General features: G+C 46.9%; 17 protein-coding genes and 1 pseudogene. 11 read left to right on the top strand and 7 right to left on the bottom strand.

Annotation, left to right across the window (positions count from 1 at the left end):
- Positions 1-86: 86 nt before the first annotated feature.
- The 5 genes from O3C43_04910 to O3C43_04890 all read left to right on the top strand — a co-directional run bounded on the left by O3C43_04910 (position 87) and on the right by O3C43_04890 (position 8,333).
- On the top strand, positions 87-1,448 hold the full coding sequence (locus O3C43_04910; GenBank protein ID MDA1065823.1) for a hypothetical protein: 1,362 nt from the start codon (positions 87-89) through the stop codon (positions 1,446-1,448).
- A 110-nt stretch (positions 1,449-1,558) separates the two neighbouring features.
- Positions 1,559-3,052 carry a sulfatase-like hydrolase/transferase gene (locus O3C43_04905; protein ID MDA1065822.1) on the top strand — a complete coding sequence of 498 codons (1,494 nt, stop codon included), beginning with the start codon at positions 1,559-1,561 and terminating at the stop codon, positions 3,050-3,052.
- A 58-nt stretch (positions 3,053-3,110) separates the two neighbouring features.
- The gene (locus tag O3C43_04900; protein MDA1065821.1) at positions 3,111-3,968 is read left to right on the top strand and encodes a TauD/TfdA family dioxygenase; all 858 of its coding nucleotides are present in this window, start codon (positions 3,111-3,113) and stop codon (positions 3,966-3,968) included.
- 16 nt (positions 3,969-3,984) lie between these two features.
- Complete coding sequence (locus tag O3C43_04895) at positions 3,985-6,885, top strand: DUF1553 domain-containing protein (protein MDA1065820.1); 2,901 nt, start codon at positions 3,985-3,987, stop codon at positions 6,883-6,885.
- On the top strand, positions 6,885-8,333 hold the full coding sequence (locus O3C43_04890; GenBank protein ID MDA1065819.1) for a DUF1501 domain-containing protein: 1,449 nt from the start codon (positions 6,885-6,887) through the stop codon (positions 8,331-8,333). Before O3C43_04895 ends, O3C43_04890 begins: the two co-directional genes overlap by 1 nt.
- A gap of 5 nt (positions 8,334-8,338) precedes the next feature.
- Here O3C43_04890 and O3C43_04885 read toward each other — a convergent pair whose 3' ends face one another.
- Positions 8,339-9,400, bottom strand: a complete 1,062-nt coding sequence (locus tag O3C43_04885; protein MDA1065818.1) for a Gfo/Idh/MocA family oxidoreductase — start codon at positions 9,398-9,400, stop codon at positions 8,339-8,341.
- A 322-nt stretch (positions 9,401-9,722) separates the two neighbouring features.
- Between O3C43_04885 and O3C43_04880 the strand changes: the two are divergent.
- Both O3C43_04880 and O3C43_04875 read left to right on the top strand, forming a co-directional pair.
- Positions 9,723-10,835 (top strand): annotated as a pseudogene (locus tag O3C43_04880) (arylsulfatase).
- On the top strand, positions 10,821-11,210 hold the full coding sequence (locus tag O3C43_04875) for a hypothetical protein (protein MDA1065817.1): 390 nt from the start codon (positions 10,821-10,823) through the stop codon (positions 11,208-11,210). Before O3C43_04880 ends, O3C43_04875 begins: the two are co-directional and overlap by 15 nt.
- Before the next feature lie 13 nt (positions 11,211-11,223).
- Here O3C43_04875 and O3C43_04870 read toward each other — a convergent pair whose 3' ends face one another.
- The gene (locus tag O3C43_04870; protein ID MDA1065816.1) at positions 11,224-12,729 is read right to left on the bottom strand and encodes a bifunctional metallophosphatase/5'-nucleotidase; all 1,506 of its coding nucleotides are present in this window, start codon (positions 12,727-12,729) and stop codon (positions 11,224-11,226) included.
- Positions 12,730-12,909: 180 nt separating this feature from the next.
- On the opposite strand from O3C43_04870, the gene O3C43_04865 reads away from it, so the two are divergent.
- The 3 genes from O3C43_04865 (at position 12,910) to O3C43_04855 (ending at position 18,785) form a co-directional block, all read left to right on the top strand.
- Positions 12,910-14,199: a DUF1552 domain-containing protein gene (locus O3C43_04865; protein MDA1065815.1), complete on the top strand. Its 1,290-nt coding sequence runs from the start codon at positions 12,910-12,912 to the stop codon at positions 14,197-14,199.
- A 53-nt stretch (positions 14,200-14,252) separates the two neighbouring features.
- A complete protein-coding gene (locus O3C43_04860) occupies positions 14,253-16,793 on the top strand; it encodes a DUF1592 domain-containing protein (GenBank protein MDA1065814.1) in 2,541 nt (846 codons plus the stop codon).
- 183 nt (positions 16,794-16,976) lie between these two features.
- Complete coding sequence (locus O3C43_04855) at positions 16,977-18,785, top strand: VCBS repeat-containing protein (GenBank protein MDA1065813.1); 1,809 nt, start codon at positions 16,977-16,979, stop codon at positions 18,783-18,785.
- Positions 18,786-18,822: 37 nt separating this feature from the next.
- Here O3C43_04855 and O3C43_04850 read toward each other — a convergent pair whose 3' ends face one another.
- The 5 genes from O3C43_04850 to O3C43_04830 all read right to left on the bottom strand — a co-directional run bounded on the left by O3C43_04850 (position 18,823) and on the right by O3C43_04830 (position 23,703).
- Positions 18,823-19,230 (bottom strand): hypothetical protein, encoded by a 408-nt coding sequence (locus O3C43_04850; GenBank protein ID MDA1065812.1) that lies wholly within the window; start codon positions 19,228-19,230, stop codon positions 18,823-18,825.
- A 520-nt stretch (positions 19,231-19,750) separates the two neighbouring features.
- The gene (locus tag O3C43_04845) at positions 19,751-20,401 is read right to left on the bottom strand and encodes a gluconate 2-dehydrogenase subunit 3 family protein (GenBank protein MDA1065811.1); all 651 of its coding nucleotides are present in this window, start codon (positions 20,399-20,401) and stop codon (positions 19,751-19,753) included.
- Positions 20,401-22,203 carry a GMC family oxidoreductase gene (locus O3C43_04840; GenBank protein MDA1065810.1) on the bottom strand — a complete coding sequence of 601 codons (1,803 nt, stop codon included), beginning with the start codon at positions 22,201-22,203 and terminating at the stop codon, positions 20,401-20,403. Before O3C43_04840 ends, O3C43_04845 begins: the two co-directional genes overlap by 1 nt.
- Before the next feature lie 62 nt (positions 22,204-22,265).
- Positions 22,266-22,682, bottom strand: coding sequence for a four helix bundle protein (locus O3C43_04835; protein ID MDA1065809.1), 417 nt, complete (start codon positions 22,680-22,682; stop codon positions 22,266-22,268).
- A 61-nt stretch (positions 22,683-22,743) separates the two neighbouring features.
- Positions 22,744-23,703, bottom strand: coding sequence for a ThuA domain-containing protein (locus O3C43_04830; protein ID MDA1065808.1), 960 nt, complete (start codon positions 23,701-23,703; stop codon positions 22,744-22,746).
- 227 nt (positions 23,704-23,930) lie between these two features.
- Here O3C43_04830 and O3C43_04825 point away from each other — a divergent pair, with 227 nt between their 5' ends.
- Positions 23,931-24,899, top strand: coding sequence for a hypothetical protein (locus tag O3C43_04825; GenBank protein MDA1065807.1), 969 nt, complete (start codon positions 23,931-23,933; stop codon positions 24,897-24,899).
- The last annotated feature ends 57 nt before the right edge of the window (positions 24,900-24,956 follow it).

Below are 24,956 nucleotides of genomic sequence, written 5' to 3'. Positions count from 1 at the left end.
GATTATAGTATTCACAAGCTTCGAGATATTTTAAAATGGACTTTCTTGGTTGTTTTTTCTGGGGGATTTAGCTCAATTGGAGGATTATGCATTTATTACGTTACCTTAGACTTGGAATGGTTGCTTGGTTGCTTTCGGACCTTGCGATATCTCTTCAAGCCGATGATTCATTGAATTTCGATGGTGAAACTTATGAGCTCGAAGCCTTCGTCATTTATGAAACTCCGATTGAAATCATTGATGGATTGACGGGTGAGAAATATATCGGGACGAATCCTGTTGTTTTAGATTTTGCAGACACGTTTAACGATCTGCTCCTGGGATTTCATAAAAAATTGCTCATCCATGAAATTGGTCACCTGAATTTTCGATTGGAAGACGGTTTGGCTTTTGAGGAGGAATTGGCTGAACTCTCAGATTCATTCGGAATTAAAGGTTTCGATATCGATCATTCCAAGTGGATGATCAAAGAGAAATCTATCCTCTACCGTTTGAACACTGAGCCCTTTTATAAAATAGAGGCTATGATATATTGGGATGTCGATGAGCTGAATCGAATGCTACCGAATAAGCCGCAGGGAAAATATACCAAAGACATTCATTTCAATAAGGCGAAGGGGATTTGGGAACGACGGGTTACCACTCATTGGAAGGTGTCATTCGTACGGCCACCCACCGGAAAGAACCGATTTGGGAATCCGTTTAATATCGAGAAATTTCAGGGACTCAATCTCGATACCAATGAAGGTTACCACTTTATTGATCATGGCCTGGCTAACGATGTTCCTCCGAGTGCTTTTAAAGATGTTAAGCTGACTTACCCGGTTCTAATCAACTCCACCGAGCCCAGAGAGGAGCAAGTCTTAAGGTTGCAGCAAACGTTCGTTAAAAATCTGGTTCATATTTATGATCCATTTAGTTGGGTCGCTCGACGCGATACACGATTCCGCGGTGGATTTTATCGTGAGATTTCAGAAGCGGTTTCTAAGCAGCGTTTCAATGTTAAGGATCGGGACTGGTTTAACCAAGTTTTTGCTCGATTCTTATCAGATGTGATCACCGTAAATCGTCATGGAGCCAAGGAGGTTTATTCGCTTTACGCACTGCAACGTTTCCACCTTTCGGAGAACATACTCGGTGAAGACCTGGACTTGTTGAATTGGAATCCCGGAGAAAATCGGAAGGGTGTTCATGGCAAGAAAGACGCAAAAGTCTGGATCAATTACAAAAGTCCTAACGGTGCCCGCTTCATTGCCCTCGACGCCTACATGCGTTATACCGATAAGTTTGTGGATGCCCTAAGGTCGAACCTGGCAAATTTGAAAGGAAAGGAATCGGGTCAGGATATCTTCAGACGTACTATCGAGGAAGTATCTGGTGTTCCTTTCAACAAGTATGAAAAGAATGCGATCAAAGCTCAAAAAGAGTTGATTGAGAAGTATCGTTAAGGAGGCCAATCTGGCCAATTACTCCGATTAGTTTGGTGTCAGGCCCACTGTAGATTTGACATGACTTGAGCAACGTGGACGCTATGATTTCTAAAATCTCAATTAACTGAATGTCGGAAAAACCCAACGTACTCCTCATTTCCACCGATCACTGGCCAGCTTCCTTTATGGGGTGTGCAGGGCATCGTGCAATTCAAACGCCAACCCTCGATCAACTGGCGGCAAACGGTACCAGGTTTACCAATACCTATGCGGAATGTCCCGTGTGTATTCCGGCTCGGCGAACGCTGATGACGGGCACTACTCCCAAAACACATGGCGACCGCGTTTTTCATGAAACCATGCCGATGCCCAATCTTCCTACTATGGCAGGGACATTCAGGGATGCCGGATATCAGGCTTACGCAGTTGGGAAATTGCATGTTTATCCTCAACGTAACCGAATTGGATTCGATGATGTGATTCTCGATGAAGAGGGTCGGCAGATTTATGGAGTGGTGGATGACTATGAGTTGTTTCTGGGAGATCAAGGTTATGCAGGTCGGTTCTTTGAGCATGGCATGAGTAACAATGAATACAGTTATCGACCCTGGTTTTTCCCCGAAGAGACACATGCAACCAATTGGGCAGCCAATCAGATGTGTCGTGTGATTAAGCGTAAGGACCCAAATCGGCCTGCATTCTGGTATTTATCGTTCCGTCATCCTCATCCGCCCTTGTTACCGGTACAAAGCTACTTGGACATGTACCGTGATATGGGAATTGAAATCGATTTACCCTATATCGGTGATTGGACTAGGATGAATGATCCTTGTTTCAGTTTGCAGGTGGATTTCGACCGAGGCAGAAAATTTTCTGAAGAACAGATTCGAGGAGCCCGGCTAGCCTTTTATGCGCTTTGTACTCAGATTGACCACCAATTACGTGTAGTGATTGGTACCCTCCGGGAAGAGGGATTGTTGGATAACACAATTATATGTTTCACATCGGATCATGGGGATATGTTGGGGAATCACAATATGTGGGCCAAGCGGACATTTTACGAAAACTCGGCAAATATCCCTATGCTGCTTATGGGCGTGAAAGGTGATAAACGAGTAGGGCACCATCGCGAAGATAACCGTTTGGTTGGTTGGCAGGACGTGATGCCTACCTTACTTGATCTTGCGGGTATCGATATTCCAGATACTGTTGACGGTGTCTCCATGGTAGGTGAGGTGAAACGTGACTATTTCTATGGTGAGTGCGATGAAGGACTTCGGGCAACCCGCATGATCCGCAATGATCGTTATAAACTGATTTATTATAGCGTTGGAAACTTCAGTCTTCTTTTTGATTTGGACGAGGATCCAAAAGAAATGAACAACCTTGCTGACTCTCTTGAACACGCCGATGTACTGAAAGATTTGAAAGAAAAGTTGATCACCGAGCTTTATGGTGAGGATGAATCCTGGGTGAAAGATGGCGAGCTGGTTGGGCTTCCCAACCGGAACTATACCCCTGGTCCCAACCGTGGATTGACTAGTCAACGCGGTGCTCATTGGCCGCCTCCGCCTGCCTCCAATATACCGCAAATGGAATGGTATCATGCCGACGAAAAATAGAATTCGTGTCAGAATAAAGGTATGACGCCCTCACTTTCAGCTTAATCAGAAACGATTTATGGGCCTAAGAATAACAAAGCTGAACGATTTATTTGCCGCCGAGGTTGAAGGCATTGATTTGGCACGGCCTATCGACGATGACGTTTTCGATCAGTTGGAAAGCGCCTTCTATGAACATTCTGTTCTCATTTTCCGCGATCAGAATCTCACGGAACAGCAACACATAGAATTTAGTAAAAAATTTGGTCCATTGGAGCCAACCATGGTAAACGACCCGAGTGGCGGCGGTGGTTGGATAAACAGAATTTCCAACGTCGATACCAAAGGAAACATCATTCCTCCATCAGACAAGTCCATGCTCTATCTCAAAGGAAATCTCCTTTGGCATTCCGATAGTTCATATAAGAAGGTGCCTTCCAGGGGTGCGCTTTTGTATGCCCTTGAGATTCCATCACAAGGCGGCGAAACGGAATACGCTTCGATGAAGGCTGGATATTCTGCCCTGCCGGAAGAGAAAAAGAAGCTATTTCAAGACTTGGTCGCAGAACACAGCTTACTCTATTCGCGTAATAAGATTTCTCCAGGATTAATGGACACAGATTTCCAAAATGAAGTGCCGCCCGTACCGCAGAAATTGATTCGGGATATTCCGGAGACAGGCGAGAAAACTCTCTTTCTAGGTGCTCATGCTTCTCATATTCTAGGATGGTCGATCGAAGAAGGCAGGGCTTTGTTAAACGAGCTACTTGAATGGACGACTCAATCACGATTTGTTTATCGGCATTCCTGGAAGCCTGGAGATTTAGTGATGTGGGATAATCGTTGCTCTTTACATCGTGGCCGGCCCTGGGATGCTGAAAATGCTCGACGGGTGTTGCGAAGAACAACACTCCTTGGTGATGGGCCAACCGTATAAGGCGGACATGCTTTGAATGAAATCCCCACCCATATATAAAATTTCTCAGGTCACTTTGTTGAGTGGTTTTCTTTTAGGATCTACTCTTGTTTCTGATGGCCAGCCGGTTGATTTTGCCGGTCAATTAGCTCCAATTCTTGAGGCCAAGTGCCTGAGTTGTCACAATCCCAACATACTCAAGGGCGATTTCTCCATGGCCACGAAAGTGGACATCCAGGCTGCTGGAGATGATTTCCTGATTCCTGGAAACGCTTCCGATAGTATGTTGCATTGGATTACCCTTCCGGAATATGAGGACGAACCACCTGAGATGCCCCAGGACGGAGATCCGCTTACTCAGGAGGAAGCAGCACTGCTCGCACGTTGGATTGATGAAGGTGCCGAATGGCCCGAGGACCTGATATTGAAGGAAGCTTCCAAATCGGATAAATCCTGGTGGGCCTATCAGCCTATTGCCATTGGAGGGCTGGATTCGATAGACGCTTTTATTGAGGAGGCGCTCTCTGAAAAAGGTCTGACAATGAATCCGGAGGCCGATCGACGTGCTTTGATTCGTCGTGTCACTTACGATTTGATTGGCTTGCCGCCGACGCAATTGGAGGTGGATGCTTTTGTGAATGACCCAGATCCGCTTGTTTACGAAAAGTTGATTGATCGCTTATTGGCTTCTCCTCATTACGGGGAACGTTGGGGGCGACATTGGTTGGATGTGGTTCGATTTGGTGAGAGTGTTGGGTTTGAGCAAAACTGGATCATTGACGATCTGTGGCCGTTTCGGGACTATGTCATTCGCTCCATTAACGAAGACAAACCTTTTGATCTTTTCATCCAGGAGCATCTGGCTGGGGACATTATCGGAGAGGGAAATCCGGACGTGGAAATTGGAAGCGCCTTTCTGGTGGCAGGACCCTACGATACGGTGAACAATCAGGATCCAGTACAAGCAGCACAAATCCGTGCCAATACGCTCGATGAAATAATCAATGCCACCGGCGAAGCCTTTCTTGGTATGACATTGAGTTGCGCGCGATGCCACGACCATAAGTTCGATCCCATTCTGCAGGCGGACTACTATCGTGTGTATACCACCTTTGCGGGTGTTCAGCACGGTTCTGTTCCTTGGGCAACCACGGAAGCGAAACAGGAGCGTACCGGCTTGTTGAAGCCGCTGACTCAGAGAAAGGCAAAACTTGAAAACGAACTTGAAGATTTGGACGAAAAAGTTCGCCAACGATCATTGGATCACCTGGAAGAGTTCGAAGTTCAGTGGACACGCCCATCCGTTCAACGAACCGGAACCGAGGAAACCTTTGCCTCAATTAATGCAAAATTCGTTCGGTTGGTGTGTGACGCGCAGGATTTAAACTTGTCCACGGATAATGGGTTTAAAATTGATGAATTCGAGGTTTGGTCTTCTGAAGAAAATTCACGTAATGTAGCCTTGGCGTCTAATGGAGGAATCGCCCACGGAGAGGCTCGAATAAACGAAGATTTCCCTGAGACCTACGGAACTCATCACGTGAATGATGGCGAGATCGGAGATCGATTCATCTCAACCTCTAATTACCTGACGATAGAATTGGCTGAACCTGCTAAAGTAAATCGCGTATATTTTTCCAGTGCTCAAGGTGAGCTGGCACCAGAGCTTTTTAAATTTGTATTCGTCGCCGATTATAGAATCGAGGTGTCTTTGGATGGAGCGAACTGGACCGAGGTTGCCAATGGATACGATCGCCAACCCGTCAGTCTACAACCACCCAATCCAGCACGACCTCCTTTGGTTCAAGCGCCCTCGCACCTGGATCATCGCTTGATTCAATTGGGAATGACTGAGGAGGAAAAGGCTCATAAACGCTATCTGGAAAAGGAAATCACCGGGCTTAATCGAGAAATCAAAAAGGTGCCATCTCTTCCGAGTGCGTGGTTGGGAAAACGAAGCGACGAGGATGCCGCAGGACCTTTTCGTATCTTTATCGGAGGTAGTCCTCAGAAACCAGGCGCAGAAGTTGTGGCTGCTAGTTTGTCGACTCTCAGTGAAGTTGCTCCGACATTCGAACTTCCTTCTGATTCATCAGAGGCTGATCGCCGTTTGGAATTGGCGAATTGGATCACTCATCCGGATAATCCTTTAACCGCCCGTGTGCTTGCGAATCGATTGTGGCACTACCACTTTGGTACGGGTATTGTTGATACGCCCAACGACCTGGGTTATATGGGAGGGCGACCAACGCATCCTGAGCTCCTTGATTTTCTGGCCAATGAATTAAAAAAGAATAGCTGGCAGCTCAAGGCGATGCATCGATTGATTATGACTTCGAAGGTATATCGCCAATCGTCCCAGTGGCGAACGGATGGTGGAGAGCTCGATTCCGATAGTCGCCTCCTGTGGCGCTTCCCTCCGCGGCGACTGTCCGCAGAGGAAATTCGCGATACCATGCTCAGTGTCTCTGGAAATCTGGATAAAAGCATGGGAGGTCCTGGCTACCGATTGTATCATTTTATGCGCGACAATGTTTCAACCTACGAACCGCTCGATCACCATAACTCAGAAACCTATCGACGAGCCGTTTATCATCAAAATGCGCGTGCGTCTGTTGTGGATCTCATGACGGACTTCGATCAAGCGGATTGTACGTTGTCTACGCCTCGCCGTGTTCAAACAACAACTCCCTTGCAGGCACTCACCATGATGAACCATCAATTTACCCTGGATATGGCAGAAAGCATGGCCCAGATGGTGCAAGCTGATGGTGAAAAGGCGGCAACTGCCCGGGTCATTAAAGTGTTTATGGCTGCCTACCAGCGGCTTCCCACTCAGGATGAAATCGATGTTAGCTTGGATCTTATGCAAAATCATGGACTCCGGGCTCTCTGTCGTGCCATTCTAAACTCCAGCGAATTTATTTATTTAGACTAATGGAAGGTTCCCTGAATGAATACTCCCGTCGACGTTTCCTTGGAAACGTCACCTCAGGTCTTATGGGAGTTGGCTTAAGTCATTTGTTAGGCGCTGACTCTTTGAAAGGACAATCACCTGCTGGCCGGGCTTGGAAGGCAGGTAACGGGATGACTCATTTGAAACCGAGAGCTAAACGGGTTCTACAGATATTTTGTCCTGGTGCAGCGTCTCACATGGACTTGTGGGAGCATAAGCCGATGCTCGATAAATACGATGGCCAGTCCCTTCCGGGGGAGGAAAACTTTGTTTCCTTTCAAGGTAAGAATGGACCGTTGATGCGGAGTCCATGGGATTTCAAACCAGCGGGAAAAAGTGGTAAGATGATAACCTCCATGCTGCCTCACATGGCAAAGCATGTGGATGATATCGCGTTCTTTCACGGTATGCAGTCGAAGACCAATACCCATGGGCCCGGTTGTGTATTTGTAAATACGGGACATCCCACAGAAGGTTTTCCGAGTGCCGGGGCGTGGGTCAGTTACGCTTTGGGAAGTATGGCAGACGATTTGCCTACCTACGTGGCCATTCCCGATATTCGTGGAGAACCTCCGAATGGGAAGGCTAATTGGAGTAATGGCTTTTTACCGGCCAAGCATCAGGCAATCACTATGGCCGCGCATCGGCCTATTCGAAACTTACGACAACCGGATTCCATCAGTATCGCTGAGGAAGAAAAAACACGGGAAGCCCTCCGGTTTTTCAATGAACAGCATTTCTCGCTACGTCCGGAGGAAAGTGAACTTCAAGCCCGCATGGGCTCCTATGAATTGGCGGCAAAAATGCAGCTCTCTGCCCCTGAAGTCAGCGATTTCAAAAGTGAACCTGAACATATCCACAAACTGTACGGCACCGACTCGGAAAATAAGCTAAAGTCCTCCTACGCCAGAAATTGTATTTTGGCTCGACGCTTATTGGAACGAGGAGTTCGTTATGTGAATCTCTATTGCGCCTCCCGTGCGAGCGGAGTGGATGGATTGTTAAATTGGGACGCTCACAAAACGCTTCAGGACGATTACAAGCGGCATTTGCCAGTGTTCGATCAACCAACTGCGGCCTTGCTGAGTGACTTGAAGCAACGAGGACTTATGGAGGATACCCTCGTTCTGTGGACCACGGAATTCGGGCGTATGCCTACCCGGCAAAACGGCACCCTTGGTCGCGACCACAATCCGGATGGATTCACGCTCTGGATGATGGGCGGCGGAGTTAAAGGTGGAACCAGTTATGGGGCGACCGACGACTTTGGCCGCCGGGCTGAAGTTAACCCGACAACGATTTGGGAATTCTACTCAACGGTTCTTCATATCCTGGGACTCGATTATAAGCAACTTTCCTGGTACCATAATGGTCTGGACCGGCGCTTAACCGATGTTCATGGCCACGTAATAAAGCAGGTGTTGGCCTGATTCGCTTATCCGACCGGCATGTCGGACGCCAGCAACAATGCTTCCTGCGTGTTCAGATCATGTGAGTATGACCAGGCAAGTTTCTTAACTCCCCGAATTACTTTACTGAGATCAGCAAACTCCTCATCGTAACGGCCGCCTGTAATAGGTAGTTTAACCTCCTGAACACCCTGTTTGTAAATACCTCTTGGTTCATCCAGGTAGAGTGTCAGATTTCCAGATTCAAGTTGTTGGATTTCGATACTTCCTTTGTCACCAGATATCTGAAAACGGCGGCGCGGACTTCCGAATGGATCGTTGTGATTAATGCGGACGGTTGCGGTGGCTTTCCCAAATTCGAGAACTGCCAATTGATTGTCAGCGACTCCATCTGATTTCGTTTTCCTCGTGTAGGGTGTTACGGAATCGGGTTTCCCCAGCATATGAATAATAGAATCGATTACATGTCCGCCCAGTTCAAACATTCCTCCTCCGGGAAATTGACCGATGTCTATACGCGTTTGGGTAGAAGCTAGTTTTCCCATCATGCAATCTACTTCCATTATTTCACCTAACCAACCGTCTTTTACTGCTCTGTACATGAATTGGAAAGCAGGATTATAGCGAAGCATGTAACCCATTTGCACAATACGATTTCCCCTTTCTGCTTGTTTAAGCAATTCCCGGAATTCTGGAAAAGAGTCTCCGCCCGGTTTGTCGTGATGAATGTGAAATCCGGCAGAAATTGCGCGAGCCGCAGTGGAGACAAGATCGGCTACTTCAGTTTCTATTGCGACGGCTTGCAGCCCCGGTGAATTCAATAGCTGCTCTTCGGACAGCCAGGTGACATCACGGTAGGCATTGTTTTTGGACATTTCTACTCTGCGCACTTCATCGGGTTCAACTACGCCGACCACATCGAAGTTTTCAGGTTGTGAAAGCACGGCCTGGATCTTTCCGGATGCATGGGCGTGTTTGGTGCCGATTTGACCGATCCGGATTTTTGATTTCTTCGAAACCGTTTGACTAACCAGAGGTGTGGCGAGGACCGCTCCGGCGGTTGAAATGATAAAGTCGCGGCGATTCATTGTTTCATACTATAATACAAAATGAGTAGGGAGGAAGGATGAATTTCGGAGAGATGAAAAGTATGGTCCGATTCTTTCTACGGGGTAAATCCCTGACGGCGGTTTTGGCAAAACCGCCCTACCCAAGTTAGACAAATCCAGGGTAGGGACCGATCGCCGAGCGGTTCGCTTCAGATGAGTCTGAACAAAAAGAGGCAAAAATACCTCGGATCTCCCGCACATTTAATTACACCCCCAAATGCTTCGGGTTTTAGATTCTGGCCTTATTTCCCTTGGTAGAAGGCTTGTGCTGCAGTGGATACTGTATTTTCCTAAAGAAACTATGATTCGTTTATCTTTTAAATTTCTTGTGACCTGTTTTTTTCTGATATTCTCAATTCAGTTATGGTCGGCTGATCAACCGAACATCATTTTCTTTTTAGCAGATGATTTGGGTTATGGTGATCTTGGTTGTTATAGTTCAGAATCTAAAATCCCGACTCCAAACCTGGACAAACTTGCGCAAGAAGGAATGCGATTTACCGATGCGCATACGCCTTCCGGAGTGTGCTCTCCGACACGCTATGCCGTTTTAACCGGACGCTATTGCTGGCGGACGGAATTGAAGAAAGGCGTTTTAAATGAAAGCTCTCCGCCGCTCATCGAGCAGTAGCGGCTCACCGTTGGTGAATTGCTTCAACAGAACGGCTACCACACTGCCCATATCGGCAAGTGGCATTTGGGGCATACCTGGAATCTGAAGGATCCTTCGGGAAAAGTGGAAGCAGCAAACATTGATTGGTCGCGACCTAAGAAGATAGGGGCGTTGCAGCAAGGTTTCGATTATTCCTACGGGTTGGCTAAGCCGGCATGGACCTTCTCGGAAAATGACAAAGCCTTGATCGAACCCACTGAGAAATTTGATCTCGGTGATGAGTCTGCTTATCTGATGGGTGGAAACAACAATCGGGGGTACCGGACACCTGGGTACGAACACAAGCATATGTTGCCACGCTTCGGGGAACAGGGAGTAGAGTTTATTAAACGTGCTGCCAAGGGAAATAAACCGTTCTTCCTCTATTGGGCTCCGATAGCCCCGCACAAACCTGTTGTTCCAAACGACGAATTTCTAGGAAAGAGTGGGGCGGGTCTGTATGGCGACTTCGTGGTCGAGTTGGATCATCACATCGGTCAGATGCTCGATGCACTCGATGAAGCCGGAGTCGCGGATAATACGCTTATCATATTTACCGCGGACAATGGCCCTGAGAATATTGCCTATGATCGCATTCAGGAAACCGGTCATTACAGTATGTCGGATTGGAGAGGAGTTAAGCGTGATCTTTGGGAAGGTGGTAACCGCGTGCCTTTTATCGTTCGCTGGCCTGGAAAGATTGAGGCTGGTTCTGTAAGCAATGAAACCATCTCCCTGGTTGACTTCATGGCAACTGCTGCAGCGATTGTTGATGCGGAACTACCCAATGAAGCTGCGGAAGACAGTTACAGTATTCTACCTGTTTTCCTCGGAGAGGCTCTCGAGAAACCGGTTCGCCAAGCTACGGTTTACCATGGTTCCAATGGTGTACTTGCATTGCGAAGAGGGAATTGGGTTTTGATTGATTCAAAAACCGGAATGGTAAGCCCTGAGCCGGAGTGGTTTCGAAAAGAACGCGGAGTTGAACCTCATGAGGAGACTCGTGAGTTATTCAATCTCAAGAAAGATTCTCAACAAAAAGTTAATGTGCTGTCCGACCATCCCAAACTGGTTGCGAGTATGAGCAAACAATTGACCCGGTATGTGGAGTCAGGACGGAGTGCTCCAAAGAGGTAGTTCGCCCCGAGAATTAGTTGTTAGTAGAATACTTTCGCTTCAATTCATTTATCACTGCGATACGAACATCTCCGTTCGTTTCAATAAGAGTGATTCCTGAATCAGGTTGGTTGATATTCAAATAATTGAGAGGAGATAGTCTGCCATTTGCGATGAAGTCGTTAGTGGCTGCTCGGTAGATTTTATTCGTTTCGATCGGATTCCCATTAATCGTCCACGTATTGTTTTCGAAATTCACATTCGCTGTGGTTTGAAGAAATGCACCGTTGCCAACACTTCCTCTAAGTTGATCCAACGCTTTCTCTACTATGTTTCCTTGAATGCCCACGGTTACAACTTTTCCAGGAAAAGGTAATACGCGAATGATATCGTACTGGGTAACAGGACCGGCCATTAGCTTATCATCAATACGAATCGATCCGCCGTTGAAGAACGCGAAATCAACTTCATTAGCTTCATGAAGCATCGCGTCGGCAATAAGACGGGTAAGGTTCGTCGGTTGGGATCGAACGCTTGATTCCCGGCCATCGAAATCAAAGTTAATCGTAGCCACCGTTTCACTTGGATTAAATCCTAACTTTCGAAATCCATTAAATCCTCTTTGCACCCATTCCTCGACGACTTCTTTTGTCGGAGGATCTTCTTCGATTGAGTCGTCTATTTGCACCAATGTTGAAGTAATCTCCAATGCATCCGTTTGAGGGTCGAAGGTGAGTTTATGCACAAAAGCTGTTTTAGCATTAAGATCCGCTTTCGTTATCGGTGTATAATTTTCACCACTCTTAAAATACATGTTTTCGTGATCGTGCCCGCCAATGATTAAGTCGATCTCAGGCACATTTTTCGCAATGAACATGTCATCTCTAAAATCCAGGTGTGTGATCGCCACAATGGCGTCCGTGGCTTTTTCTATTTTGTGAACCGCTGTTAGGACGCTTTTAAACGAATCTTCGAAAGTAACGTAATCAGGCTTATTTTCTTCAATAGTTACGCCAACAACACCTAGTCTGAAGTTGCTTCCGTTCGATCCGGGAATGGTTAATATCTCGTGTGATTTTACTCCCTCGAATGGTTTACCATCTTCTCCAAATACATTGTTGGAAATCCAGGTGAATCTGGACTCCGCCATGCGTTCAAAAAAGGCTTCTTCCTTTATATCAAACTCGTGGTTGCCGAAGGTCGCGTAATCCATGCCCATCGCGTTGAGCACGGCTACCATTTGTTGTCCGTCGAGTGCCTTGCCTTCAACCTGTGCTGTTCCCAGTGCTGAGGGACTCAAAAAATCTCCGGCAATAAATGTAAAGGTATTTGGATTTTCTTTAAGAAGCTCTTTGCGAAGGGTTGCTACTCGGGCCAATCCTCCAAACTTACCGCCAGAAACAGGTTCAATTTCGTAGACGTCATTGATTTGAAGCAGTGTAACTCGGATCTTTTCGTCCTTGGTGGATTCACTGCATCCTGCAAAGACTAGTACCGTTACTATACCTAATAAAACCCACTCTTTTTGTAAAAATTGCATTGAGATAACAAGAGTGGGGAATGGTTGAATGTTCAATCGATTTTCTTGCTCTTTGTTCGATAAACAGGTCACGATGTATTTAGTTTGCTCAATTCTAAACCTTCCTTTCACCCGTAACTTCTTAAGCTGATGTTGCAAACTTGACGACCTTGGTTATTAAAGATGATCATTCGTTTCCCCATGAAAATTCCCCAAACCCAATTTAACCGACGAGCCTTTTTAAGAGGGACAGGAGCATTGGTGGCTTTACCGTTTTTGGAGTCTCTTTCCAGGCCCTTATCTGCCGTATCAGTTACCGGGAAAGCGGTTGATTCAATGCGTATGGTTTGCATCGGTTTGCAATATGGCATGCACCCTCAGGGATTTTTTCCGGACAAAACCGGCCGAAATTATGAGCTGCCGTACCTTCTCGAACCCCTAAAAGGCTTACAAAACGATTTCACTGTTTTTTCTCATCTCGATCATCCTGGAATGAAAGGCGGCCATGAAGCGGTGCATACTTACTTGTCGGGCATTCGTGCCGACATGGCCAAGTCCATGCCTGAGGGTAATATTTCCATGGATCAAAAGGCGGCGGAATTCGTTGGCACAGCCACACGTTATCAATCCATGCAACTGAACGTCGGTGGTGGAGACAATGGGCTGTCCTGGACGCGCAATGGAGTCAGTATTCCCGCTGTATCGAATCTTCAACAAATGTTCGACGCATTGTTTCTGGAAACCGATCTGGCGCACAAGCGTCGTTTGGCACGCTCCTATAAACTGAACAGCAGCATTCTGGATGTTGTTCGCGATGACGCACAAGATCTTCAACAACGACTGGGTGCCAATGATCTGGAAAAGCTCGATGAGTACTTTACTTCGGTGCGCGAAGTGGAGAAGCGATTGCAAATGTCGGAGGCCTGGTTAAACAAGCCAAAGCCCAATGTTGATTTTCAGTTTCCACGACCTCTGCCTACGGATTTTTACGAAGAGGTTCCCTTGTATTACGATTTGATGAAGTTGGCTTTGATGACTGATTCCACGCGGGTGTTGACCTATTCAATAAATGGATGGAGTGGCGACTCGGGATTGCCGGGAGTTACTCAAGGATATCACGCGTTGACGCACCATGGTCAGGATCCTTCGCGTCTGAAAGAGCTTACGATTATTGAGACCTTCCATGCCAAACAGCTTGCTCGATTCATCGAGGAGCTCAAACGAACCGAAGTTGAAAACGAAACTTCGCTGCTGGACAAAACCATGGTGCTTTTCGGAAGTGGAATGGGAAATGCCAGCTCCCATTCGAATCGTGATCTTCCACTGATGCTTGCTGGTGGCGGATTTAAACATGGCGAACATAAAGACTATCCCAAGGTGGGTGATAAACAAACACCGGCCTGTAATCTTTATGTGTCGATGTTACAGAAATTCGGACTGGAGATAGACAACTTTGGAACGAGTAGTGGGACGTTGGTTGGCTTATCATGATACCATCTCATCAACCATTTGTAGGAGCTGCTTTAGCTGCGATCTGACAGATAATGAGTATCGCAGCTAAAGCAGCTCCTACCTGCCTATCAGTGAGGTTTTCTCTGGTAATGATAGTCTTGGGATTGTTTCCCGTTTGGGGATATTCCCAAGAAATCAGCCCCCACGCTTTCCTCAAAGAACATTGTATTAAATGCCATGGAGACGAGAAACAGAAGGGGGATCGTCGATTGGATGGTCTGACCCTGGATTTTCAGGATCGGGATACGGCTTGGGCCTGGGAGGAAGTACTCGATATGCTGAATCTTGGGGACATGCCTCCGGAGGATGAACCACGGCCCGATGCGGAGGCTGTTAAGGAAATGGTTTCCTGGATTACCGAGGAGCTCGAAGATTCGATTCTGGTGACCGAAGCGAAGGAGGTAACACGATTGAGGCGGATGAACCGCTATGAGTATCTCAACACCATTCGGGATTTATTACATCTCAAGGTCGATTCATTCGATCCTACAGAATTTTTTCCGGCAGACGAACGCGAGGAAGGTTTTGAAAATATCGGTGGCAAGCTGGTCTTGTCAGATTACTTACTTCAGCGGTATCTCGAAGCTGCAACTGCAACCGTGGAGAAAGCAGTCAATTTTGGAAAGCCGCCTCAAGTGACTTCCGTGTTTCTCGAGCCCAACGATTATACGGATCGCACTTTCCATTTTCGACCGCAGATCTGGTTTACCATCAATGTGAATGGCGAGTACATTGATTTTGGTCATGGCGATGCGAAATCTGATCGTTTGTATGCCTCGAAGTATAAGGGTGCCCCGGAGGATGGGTATTATACGATTCGGATAACGGCCGAAGGGGTGAATCGGATTAACAAATATGATCCTGCCATGTTGCGAATCGATCCTGAGGAACCGATCAAGATGCAGTTGCTTGCCACGGATCCCGCTATTGCATACCCGGGGCGTAAGTATAATAATTCTGATCGAGTGCTGGCCACCGTTCCACTGGAAGATAATGAAGTAAAGACCTACGAGTTTCGTGTTTGGATGGATAAAGGTTTTGTGCCGATTGTGCGCTATCCAAATGGGCCTCAACCTTTCAAACAAGTACTCTCGCGGCTAACGGAGAAATATCACCTGGATGTGGTTCCATCCAACTGGCGCGACGGAGTTGCGGCACAGCCGAGTGAGAATCAGACCGTTTATTTATCTGATGTGTATGAGGGCCCACGCATCCGCTTCTATGGAATGGAGATTCACGGCCCCGAGTCGCCAAGTTGGCCACCAGCCAGTCACCAGGCAATTTTCGGAAAAGAGCCAAATCCACCTGAGAAGATCGATCCTCTACAAGTGATTATGAACTTCGGATCCCGTGCCTTTAGGAGACCGTTATTGGCCAAAGAAAGGGAGCGGTATGTTTCATTTTATAACAGACAGATTGAAGCCGGTGAGTCCAGGATTAACGCCCTTAAAATCATGGTTACGGCGATACTTGCGTCCCCGAATTTTATCTATGTTGAGGCTCCGGTTGATAAGGATCTTGATTTACCTGATAAGGATCTGCCCTATAATCTGGATCAATTTTCGCTGGCTTCACGCTTATCCTATTTTCTCTGGAGCTCGATGCCGGATCAGGAGTTGTTTGCAGCAGCGGCCAAAGGAAAACTCGGCGATCAAGATGAGTTGAGAAGGCAGGTGTTGAGGATGTTGGGCGACTCAAATACTCGGGCTTTGGCCGATCATTTTACCGATGGTTGGCTTCATTTAAACAAACTGGGTGAAATGCCGCCGGACACCGGGAAGTTTGATGTTTACCATACCCGCTTTCTGGAACCGCTAATGAAGGAGGAGACAAGGCTCTACTTTCAAGACCTTCTGGCAAACAACAGGCCAATAGATGAGTTTATCGATTCCGATTATACCTTCGTCAACCGCTACCTGGGCGAGCTTTATGGATTCGAAGGAATCCAGGGCGATCATTTCCGAAAGGTTCAGTTTGCCGATCGTGAAGTTCGCGGTGGCGTACTCGGGCATGCCAGTGTGTTGACCGCTACTTCCAATGGTGTGGAAACCTCACCGGTTATTCGAGGCATCTGGATATTGGAGAATATTCTTGGAACACCACCTTCGCCACCGCCTCCTGACGTTGATCCTCTTGAACCTGATATCAGGGGAGCGACCACGATTCGCGAACAACTCCAGAAACATCGGAAAGTAGAAACTTGTGCCGAGTGTCACCGAAAAATCGATCCCCTTGGATTCGCCATGGAAATTTACAATCCTATCGGCGCCTATCGAAGTCAGTACCGCAATGACCAAGGCCGTCCAATTGGGAAGATCGAAACCGCCGGCGAGTTGCCTACAGGTGAGAGTTTTAACAATATGGCCGATCTTAAAACCATTCTCTTGGGCCGGAAAGACCAGTTTACACAATGCCTCACCGAAAAGATGCTGTCTTACGCCTTAGGTAGAAAACTTGTTTTTACGGATCGCGCGACGTTACAAACCCTCTGCGAAGAGCTGGAAGAGCGTGGCAATGGTCTACGGGATCTGGTGGAACTTGTTGTGATGAGTGAGGCGTTTCAGGAGATATGATTGGTATTATTAATAACTACGAAAGGCGCTGAATTACGCGAAATAAAAAATACATTCGGCATCGCGAGGACCAGTCTTCGCTATTAAGTTTAGTTAAGGCACAGTGCGATCGCCTATCAATTTTAGATTCCTGTGGTAGGGCTACTGCGTCCCCGCAGTGCCGTGTTTGAATTCAGTAACATTATGAAATATTATCTTCTCCTGGTATTGTCGATTTTAACGTTTTTAGTTTCTCAGTCTTTTGCCCTCGAACCCATCGATAGCCAGAAGGGATCATTACTTTTCGAAGACGATTTTAATTCGGGGTCAGTCAAGCCCGAATGGCAGGCGCTTCACGGAACACGTTGGTCGGTGGAGGAGGGCGCTTTTGTTGGGATTCCCTCTACGCCAGAGTTTCAGGCGAGTCGAGACAACCACACGGGTGCTACACCGAGCATGACAGTACAGGTCGCTGCCCGGGATTGCATTCTGGAAATGTCGTTCAAGGTTTCCGGTGGACTGAATGCTGCCCATATCGGATTTAACAACAGCACGACTGCGGGAGGTACAGGTCATATTGCTCGTCTGATTCCGTCTATAAATGCTGGAACAATATTACAGAAGGATCGGCATTCTCAAATTATAGGTGACAAAGATCTGCCCCTTGCCACCTCTGATTGGACCATTGAAAAGGACCGTTGGTACACCGTGCTCATTGAAGTGATTGGAGATCAGTGTATCGCGCAAATCGATGGAGGACCTACCTTAAAAGCAAAGCACTGGCGTTTTGATGTACTTAAAACCTCGCTCAACTTGAAGGCTCGTGGAAATAAAGGAACGCTTTCATACGACAACGTAAAGATATGGGAGGCGTTGCCGACGGATGGATCTCAAGTCGAATCGGGAGCTATTTGGAAAAAGCACACCATAGTATCGCAGGTAGAAAGCACGCAGACGGATTCGGCGGTTGCCAACGATTTTGACGGAGATGGCTTTATGGACGTAATTGGCACCTTCGATGGGAATGTTGTTCTTTTGAAAGGTCCCGATTGGAAACGGCAGACGATACATGCATTCAAAGAAGGTGACTCGTCGCGGAAACCGCGGCCGCAGTGTATTCACTCATGCCTACTTGATGTGGACGGTGATGGAGATCAGGATTTTGTTGGATCTAATAACACTACTTTTTGGTTGGAGTGTCCGAAAGATCCCTTTTCAGGGAAACCATGGAAGTATCACACCATCGATGATGAAATTCAGGGTACCCATTGTTTGATTACCGGAGATGTGAACCAGGACGGGAAATTGGATCTTATCGCCAATTCGTTTCAAAAAGAAAGCGCTACTACGATTTACGAATCAATATGCTGGTTCGAAACGCCCGCTGCATCCGGCGAGTGGGTACGTCACGTCTTTGCCGATAAGGATGCACCCGGAGGAAATCATTATATGGGCTTCGGAGATATCAATGGCGATGGTCGTCCGGATATTTCCTGTGGAGCCAAGGGTGGCGAAGGTTTTGAAGGTGGAGAGTGGTTTGCCTGGTGGGAGCAACCTCGTGATCCTACACAAGTTTGGAAAAAACACCTTCTATCAGCATCCGAACCTGGAGCGACCAATATCATTCCTGCTGATGTGAATCGCGATGGAGTGGTCGATCTGGTTGCTTCCCGTGGACATGGAAATGGGCTTCTGCTTTTCATGGGACCAGACTTTCATCAAGTAGAAGTGGACGCAGATATTTACGGACCACACAGTCTTGTCGTTGAGGATTTTGACCAAGACGGCGATGTCGACATCGCTAGCTGTGGCCGCCATGAGGAAAGTATTGCTGCCTGGTTCGAAAACGATGGCCGTGGATTCTTTACCAAGCACCTTATTGAGGAGAATCAGGGCTCCTACGACACACGTGCTGTTGATATGGATAGGGATGGCGATCTGGATCTGCTCATTGCCGGCCACTGGAGTCGAAATATTTTGTGGTACGAAAATCCGATGCGGGGTCTAAAATAATCGTCTCCATGTCTGTTCTGGTTTGTTGGATGGCAGTCTAATTTTCTTCTGCTTTTAGATCCAACTTATCCAGACCCGATAGCGTCCATGCTACCGCGGATTCCAAATCGTCAAAAATACCAAAATTAAAGGCCACGGTGTTGGCGGCTTGTTCTTCAAGTTCTGCTATTGTCCTTGAGGATTCTGAATAGACGATAATGGCGACTGATTTGAGTAACGGACTTTCCTTACCCACATAAAGATATACCGTTGGGTCGACCGAGTGATGGTTTATTCGATCACCTATATAGCCGTAGTTTTGAGTGAATTGTGATCCTATTATGCGGTGTACTTTCCTTGCTTCGGGTATACCCAAATTCGAATATTTATTGGGTATCCCAAGAATGTAACGATCAAATTTTTTGAAAGTTCCGAAATCCAGTTCGTATGTTTCGAAGCTATCCATGACCGTAGAGGTTTAAGACATCACTTTTGGATAACTAAAGTGAGAACTATGGAATATTTCAGAGGCGGCTTTGAGTCAATCTAATCCAAGTCGATCTAAAATAATTTTCGATTTATAAATTTTTCGATTAGGGAAAGCTGAACTTTTTTAGGGCAAGAAAGTTGGAAAAATTAACTGCAGAAATTAACCCTCATTTGTAGGTGTATTTTTCTGTTCCTTTACTCCGTTGTGGATTCAAGAAGCATTGTTAGCTTCTGTTGTAACGCAGTGAACCTTTTTGGATTGAATATCTGCACCCATTGTTTTCCACAGCGGAGCAAGCTCTCTACTTCGTCGACTGCCGAAGCGGGAACGAGGCATCACGGCAAACAATCGCTTCGCGCTTTGGGGCTTGATGTATCGCAAAAGTCAGCGACGAAGCAAGCTTCGAGGAATGAACCCGGTTGCGATTCAATGAATCGTTTTCCAAAGACCAAAACGGGAATTATTATCCATTCAATGTCGAATGGAAAAAGAATCTTTACCAGGGAGCTTTGTCGATTCCGAGCTGCTTTAGCACTTCCGGAGGTGGGCCGTCGAATGCGGCCAATGCAACATTTCCTACGTAACCGACGTCTTTCATGCCTACGTTGGTTGTGTAATATCCTCCAAGGGTCAGGTTGCGAAACTTTGTAAAGAAACGAGCCCCAACTTGATATTCTGGTAAGGCTTCTTCTTGAAAACATATATCATCACAGATGCTGGTTTGCTGAGTTTCATTTAATTGATAGAAGTCCTGGGAAAAGCGTCGTTGCGATTCACGGTCGAGCCAGGCGAGTCCTTCAATTATTATCTTAGCATCCTCTTGTTGCTCGTCGTAGGGTGCGCTGATCCATTCATCAATAAAATCGGGTACATGAACTTCGGTCGCACTTGGAGACTCTTCGCTTGTATGCGGGAGGATGATGTCAGATAAGGTCGAAGTCGTCCGTAATTGATCTGCGGTCATTGTTCGGTCCCAAGGAACTTCGCCTTTTAGCAAATCCGGATCAGTGCCAAATCCTTTGAGTAAAGGATCTGTTTCCTGGCCAAAGGATTTAGTGTTCAGGAAGTGGACAGTTGCAGATGCGGCCAACATCCATTTTAAGGCGGACCTTCTGTCCATACGATTGTGGGAAAAGTTGGCTTTCATTAAATGTTTCCTTTCTTCATTTCGTTCATCATGTAATCGGCTGATCTCCAGGCCAGCGCCATGATTGTGAGGGTCGGATTTTTATCAGCATTGGAGCAGAAGGGTCCACCATCCGTAATGAACAGATTCTTCACATCCCATGTTTGCATATATTGGTTGGTCACTGAGGTCTTTTTATCTTCACCCATGATGGTTCCGCCAACTTCGTGGATAATTTCTCCACCTCGGTATATGCCCTTTTTTCCTGTTGGATCGAGGGTGCTGGTGACAGTTCCTCCTTGTTCAATAATAATTTCGGCAAAAATTTTATGCATGTGGGCTGCTTGCCGGATTTCGTGATCGGCCCATTGCCAGTGAAACTTGAGAACTGGAATACCCCATTTGTCTTTTACCTCCCGGTCAATTTCAGCATATGAATTTTCGTTTGGAATCATTTCACCCCGACCGGAGTATCCCACGAATGAACCATAGTACCTGCGGGCCTCGTCTTTGAGACGTTTCCCGTAAGCGCCTTTAGTCAAATGCTCCAGTCCGTTAAAAGATCCGACACTTGGTTCTCCTCGGGTGCCACCTGTTTCGATATGATAACCTCTTGGGAAGTCCAGTTTCCCAGCTGCTTGTTCCTGATAGAGCCACCAAGGCGCATAGACGTGTGCTCCACCTGCGCCGTCCTCATTGTGTGGAGGCAAGCCTTCAAGTGCCGGAACGTGACCTGATACCCGTGCCCCAACCGTATCCATAATGTACTTCCCAACTAAACCACTTGAATTGCCCACACCATCGGGATGATGGAAACTCTGAGAATTGAGCATGATACGTACGGACTCAAGTGAGCTGGCCGCCAGAACAACTATACGGCCTTTGACGCTAAAATCTTTCTTGGTGTTTCTTTCGATAAAATTTACACCAGTCGCTTTACCTGAACTATCGGTTTCAACGACCCGTACCATGGCATTGGTAATAATGTCCAAGTTTCCCGTTGCCAGGGCAGGGGGCAAATGAACCGTGGTCGATTGGTAATTGGCTTTTGTTGAGCACCCACGACCACAACTGGTAGCCCAGAAGCAGGCGAGACGTTGGTCCATTTCCTGAGCCAGGATTTGCTGGGCTCTTGGATTGTTCGGGTGAAGGCTCTTAGGGATTTTTTTCGAATTCAGCGTGGTGCTTAAAACAGCGCGGTGAATGGGCACAATTGGAACTCCAATCTTTTTTGCGTGTTTGCGGGCATATAATTCTGCTGCTCTGGCTTTAGGTGGCGGCAGTAGTACGCCGTCCGGAGAATTCGGTGTGTTCTCCATCCCTTCGTTTGAACCGTATACCCCAATAAGCGATTCGACCCGGTCATAGTACGGAGCAACATCTTCATAGGATAGGGGCCAATCAAATCCCAATCCGTCCCGTGAGTAGGGCTTGAAATCATAGGGCCCATTGCGCAACGAGATACGTCCCCAATGGTTTGTTCGACCTCCCAGCATGCGGGCCCGCCACCACATGAATTCCTCTTCTGGTTTAGTCGTGGCATTGGTGTAGGGTTCACCAGGAACCTTCCAACCTCCATCAACTGTGGCGTCATAATAACCAAATGGTTTTCCCGGGGTACTTTGGCCACGTAACGGTGCCATCTCAGGCGTATTAAACATGGGTGTCTCAGTCACCGGGTCGTAGTTACGTCCTGCTTCGAGCATGAGAACTTTAACGCCCTCCATGGCTAAAGTGTAAGCAGTCTGGCCTCCAGCTGCGCCGGAGCCAACAATGATGACATCGTATTCGGGTTTCGTTTTACCTGCGTTTATATGCGGCATGAGTCTAAATAGGTTAAATTGGGTTCAAGGGTTCACGGTTCATCGGTTCCGGGTTCATGGGGTCAAGGGCTGTATTCTTGGGCTTCTTTCTGAATGGTTTTGTTTGATTGGCTTTGCCCATGTTTTGTGAGGTAGTTGATAAAGCCTCTGATGGCTGCCCGTGTGCGTCGAGCTTGTTCATAAAGCGAATCAAATTCATGTTGAGCAATGTATTTTTTGTCCAGAGCAACATACAACTGGCTTTGAACCTCACTGCATGAGCACTTTGAATATCTCAAAAACCGAATGAATTCAGGATTAGATTCGGAATCAAATCCTTCTGCAATATTGTGCATGATCGAACCGGATGCTCGCTGGATCTGGTCCTTCAATCCAAAATCCTTTGAGAACGGTTCCTTGTTCGTTTGTTTGTAAACTTGTTGAGTAAGTTGACGTGCCAATTGCCAGCCTTCAATGTCTTCGAATCGTTTAATACTCATAGGTATTCAAACCGCTGAACCGCTGACCTGCTGAACCGTTGAACCGCTGAACCACCAACTATTATTTCCGGATGTGTTCAGCGTATCTGTCCTTACGAATCTTGCTCAGGTCTTCGTCGTAGTCCTGGTTTTGTTTCAATTGCTCAGTCGTAGGTGTGGCGGAGGATACTCCACCCGCTGGTACTTTTTTATGAGTTATCCAGGCAACTGCGTTGAGGACCACCTTCCTGAAATCATCGTCCTGCCAGTTGTCGTGGAAATGGCCGCCCGTAAAACCAAAGCCGCGGCTGCCATTGGCATTCTCAGAAACCCACATCATGTGTTGAGGATCGCGCCGTTTAACCGCAGCTCGAGCATCAGCGGTAGAATTGTGGTGGTGGTCCTTTTCAGGAATTACGTCGAGTGGCGGAATGGCGGTAAGAATGGGAGTAACGCCTTCCATATTATCGCGGAATCGCATGTTGAAATACCACTCATCCTGAATGTGGAAAGGCTTAACACCGTTGGCTACGGGATGATCGGGGAAATTCTCAAAGTGAGCTACCCAGTGTGGGTTGACCGATTTGCCAAGTTGAAAGTACCCACCCATCCAGCGGAGAAATCCATCACCTGGTTCACCGTCTATGGTTTCAACCCCGTAATGGAGACAACCTACGCCAACACCCGTGTTATTGAGTGCTCCAATTGCTCCGACATGGTCGTTTGCCAGATGTTTTACGCCACCATCGCAATAGATCACCACGGCGTCGATTCCCTCGAGCAGCGTTTCATCCATCGTCCAACCCGGATTGTCTTTGTTGTAATATACCGAGGCTTCTATTCCGAGATCACTTTCATTCAATGCCTTGGCCAGGAGTAGCGATCCAGCATTATGCTCATGGGAATTATACCCGTGACTCATTTTGCCGGCCACAAAAAGAACCTTCTTCGTTTCTTCTGCTTTTGAGCATGCGGATACGAAAGGAAGCAGGATACAGAAAACGCCGAGTAATAGTTTCGAAGGCTTGGTAAGGAGAAACATTTGTTTAGATGGATTGATGTGAAAAAAACAACCCTAGGAAGGACGATGAGGATCGTCTAGTTCTTTATTGGTTTTGTTGAGGGCGCTGAACTCCTGCAGCTTTTCTTAAATTGAGGATATTAAATCAGAGATTAGCTTACAGGTAGTAGCACTATTTTACATAAACTTTATGAATTAAGGAAACATTAATGCTATCAAAGTAGCTTTGGATTAAATCCAGAACTGCCTTGATTCATTACTTTACAAGACGCCTGTCCCTAAAATTCCTTTCCTTTGGAACTTTAACAGGTGTTTTGTTTTCAACCCTGCTAGTTCAATTCGCGGTTGCAACTAATGAGCGCCAGGGAAGTAAGATTTCAGACGATTCGTTGAGGGTTCGGGGTGTATTCGATAGCATTCTCCCTGGAACTGAAGAAAAAAACAGTTTCAAACTTATCCTTCATCCGCATGTGGGAGATTTTGAAAAACGACATCATATTCGAAATGATTTGGGATTCTCCTATGGGATTACAAGAAATTGGGATATTTCGGCCATGACTCGCTTATACTTTGGACATGGTCTGAAGGATGTGGCGCCGTTTGATGAGTTGGGATTGGCTGATTACGAAATTGAAACCAAATACAACCTCACCAATTCCTTGTTTCGCGGGTGGGATTCAGCCATCGATCTCTCTTACTCTGCGCCCATAGGAAATCCGGCTTCAGGGGTTACCGATGGGCTGATTCACCGCGAAGGTACCTTATCGTTCGCCAAGCCTTTGGAGTCTCGCCCGGAGCTCCGTTTATTTTGGGGACTGACCACGGATATTATTTCTCAAACAGATATCATTGGACGGATTGAAAAGAATCAACTGCGAGATAGCTGGCAGCGACTTTCAGGTGGTGTAGTAATCGATCAAGGTACTTTTCATTATACCTTCGAGTCGGCTTATGCAACAACTCGGGTATGGGGCTCAAGTGACGAAGATCTTTATTCGGTTCGCCCAGGAATTCTTTGGCATGTTCCAAGGAAATTTACCTTCAATTCAGAGAGTCAATGGATTGTCGGTGCAGCTATTCCTGTTTCATTTGGTCCCGATGGAACCAAAGTTGGTATTAATGTGAAGTTGCGGTTGAATTTTAAATTTAACCGGTCCGGGGAAGACAATGGGAAATACTTAAGCTCAGAGGTAGAGTCGGCAGCTGAAAGAAGATAACTTGTTTAGAGTATACCTATGATCGCTCTATCGATGGGGTGCTAATAATCTTTCACC

This window comes from Verrucomicrobiota bacterium, from assembly GCA_027622555.1.
Lineage (GTDB): Bacteria > Verrucomicrobiota > Verrucomicrobiia > Opitutales > UBA2995 > UBA2995.
Note: the sequence above shows the minus strand (reverse complement) of the source record. Positions and strands in the feature narration are given on the sequence as shown.

What these genes read in the sequence shown, in the direction of transcription:
- O3C43_04910 (MDA1065823.1), top strand. Translation starts at nt 87, where the DNA reads ATGCATTTATTACGTTACCTTAGACTTGGAATGGTTGCTTGGTTGCTT.
- O3C43_04905 (MDA1065822.1), top strand. Translation starts at nt 1,559, where the DNA reads ATGTCGGAAAAACCCAACGTACTCCTCATTTCCACCGATCACTGGCCA.
- O3C43_04900 (MDA1065821.1), top strand. Translation starts at nt 3,111, where the DNA reads ATGGGCCTAAGAATAACAAAGCTGAACGATTTATTTGCCGCCGAGGTT.
- O3C43_04895 (MDA1065820.1), top strand. Translation starts at nt 3,985, where the DNA reads ATGAAATCCCCACCCATATATAAAATTTCTCAGGTCACTTTGTTGAGT.
- O3C43_04890 (MDA1065819.1), top strand. Translation starts at nt 6,885, where the DNA reads ATGGAAGGTTCCCTGAATGAATACTCCCGTCGACGTTTCCTTGGAAAC.
- O3C43_04885 (MDA1065818.1), bottom strand. Translation starts at nt 9,400, where the DNA reads ATGAATCGCCGCGACTTTATCATTTCAACCGCCGGAGCGGTCCTCGCC.
- O3C43_04875 (MDA1065817.1), top strand. Translation starts at nt 10,821, where the DNA reads ATGGCAACTGCTGCAGCGATTGTTGATGCGGAACTACCCAATGAAGCT.
- O3C43_04870 (MDA1065816.1), bottom strand. Translation starts at nt 12,729, where the DNA reads ATGCAATTTTTACAAAAAGAGTGGGTTTTATTAGGTATAGTAACGGTA.
- O3C43_04865 (MDA1065815.1), top strand. Translation starts at nt 12,910, where the DNA reads ATGAAAATTCCCCAAACCCAATTTAACCGACGAGCCTTTTTAAGAGGG.
- O3C43_04860 (MDA1065814.1), top strand. Translation starts at nt 14,253, where the DNA reads ATGAGTATCGCAGCTAAAGCAGCTCCTACCTGCCTATCAGTGAGGTTT.
- O3C43_04855 (MDA1065813.1), top strand. Translation starts at nt 16,977, where the DNA reads ATGAAATATTATCTTCTCCTGGTATTGTCGATTTTAACGTTTTTAGTT.
- O3C43_04850 (MDA1065812.1), bottom strand. Translation starts at nt 19,230, where the DNA reads ATGGATAGCTTCGAAACATACGAACTGGATTTCGGAACTTTCAAAAAA.
- O3C43_04845 (MDA1065811.1), bottom strand. Translation starts at nt 20,401, where the DNA reads ATGAAAGCCAACTTTTCCCACAATCGTATGGACAGAAGGTCCGCCTTA.
- O3C43_04840 (MDA1065810.1), bottom strand. Translation starts at nt 22,203, where the DNA reads ATGCCGCATATAAACGCAGGTAAAACGAAACCCGAATACGATGTCATC.
- O3C43_04835 (MDA1065809.1), bottom strand. Translation starts at nt 22,682, where the DNA reads ATGAGTATTAAACGATTCGAAGACATTGAAGGCTGGCAATTGGCACGT.
- O3C43_04830 (MDA1065808.1), bottom strand. Translation starts at nt 23,703, where the DNA reads ATGTTTCTCCTTACCAAGCCTTCGAAACTATTACTCGGCGTTTTCTGT.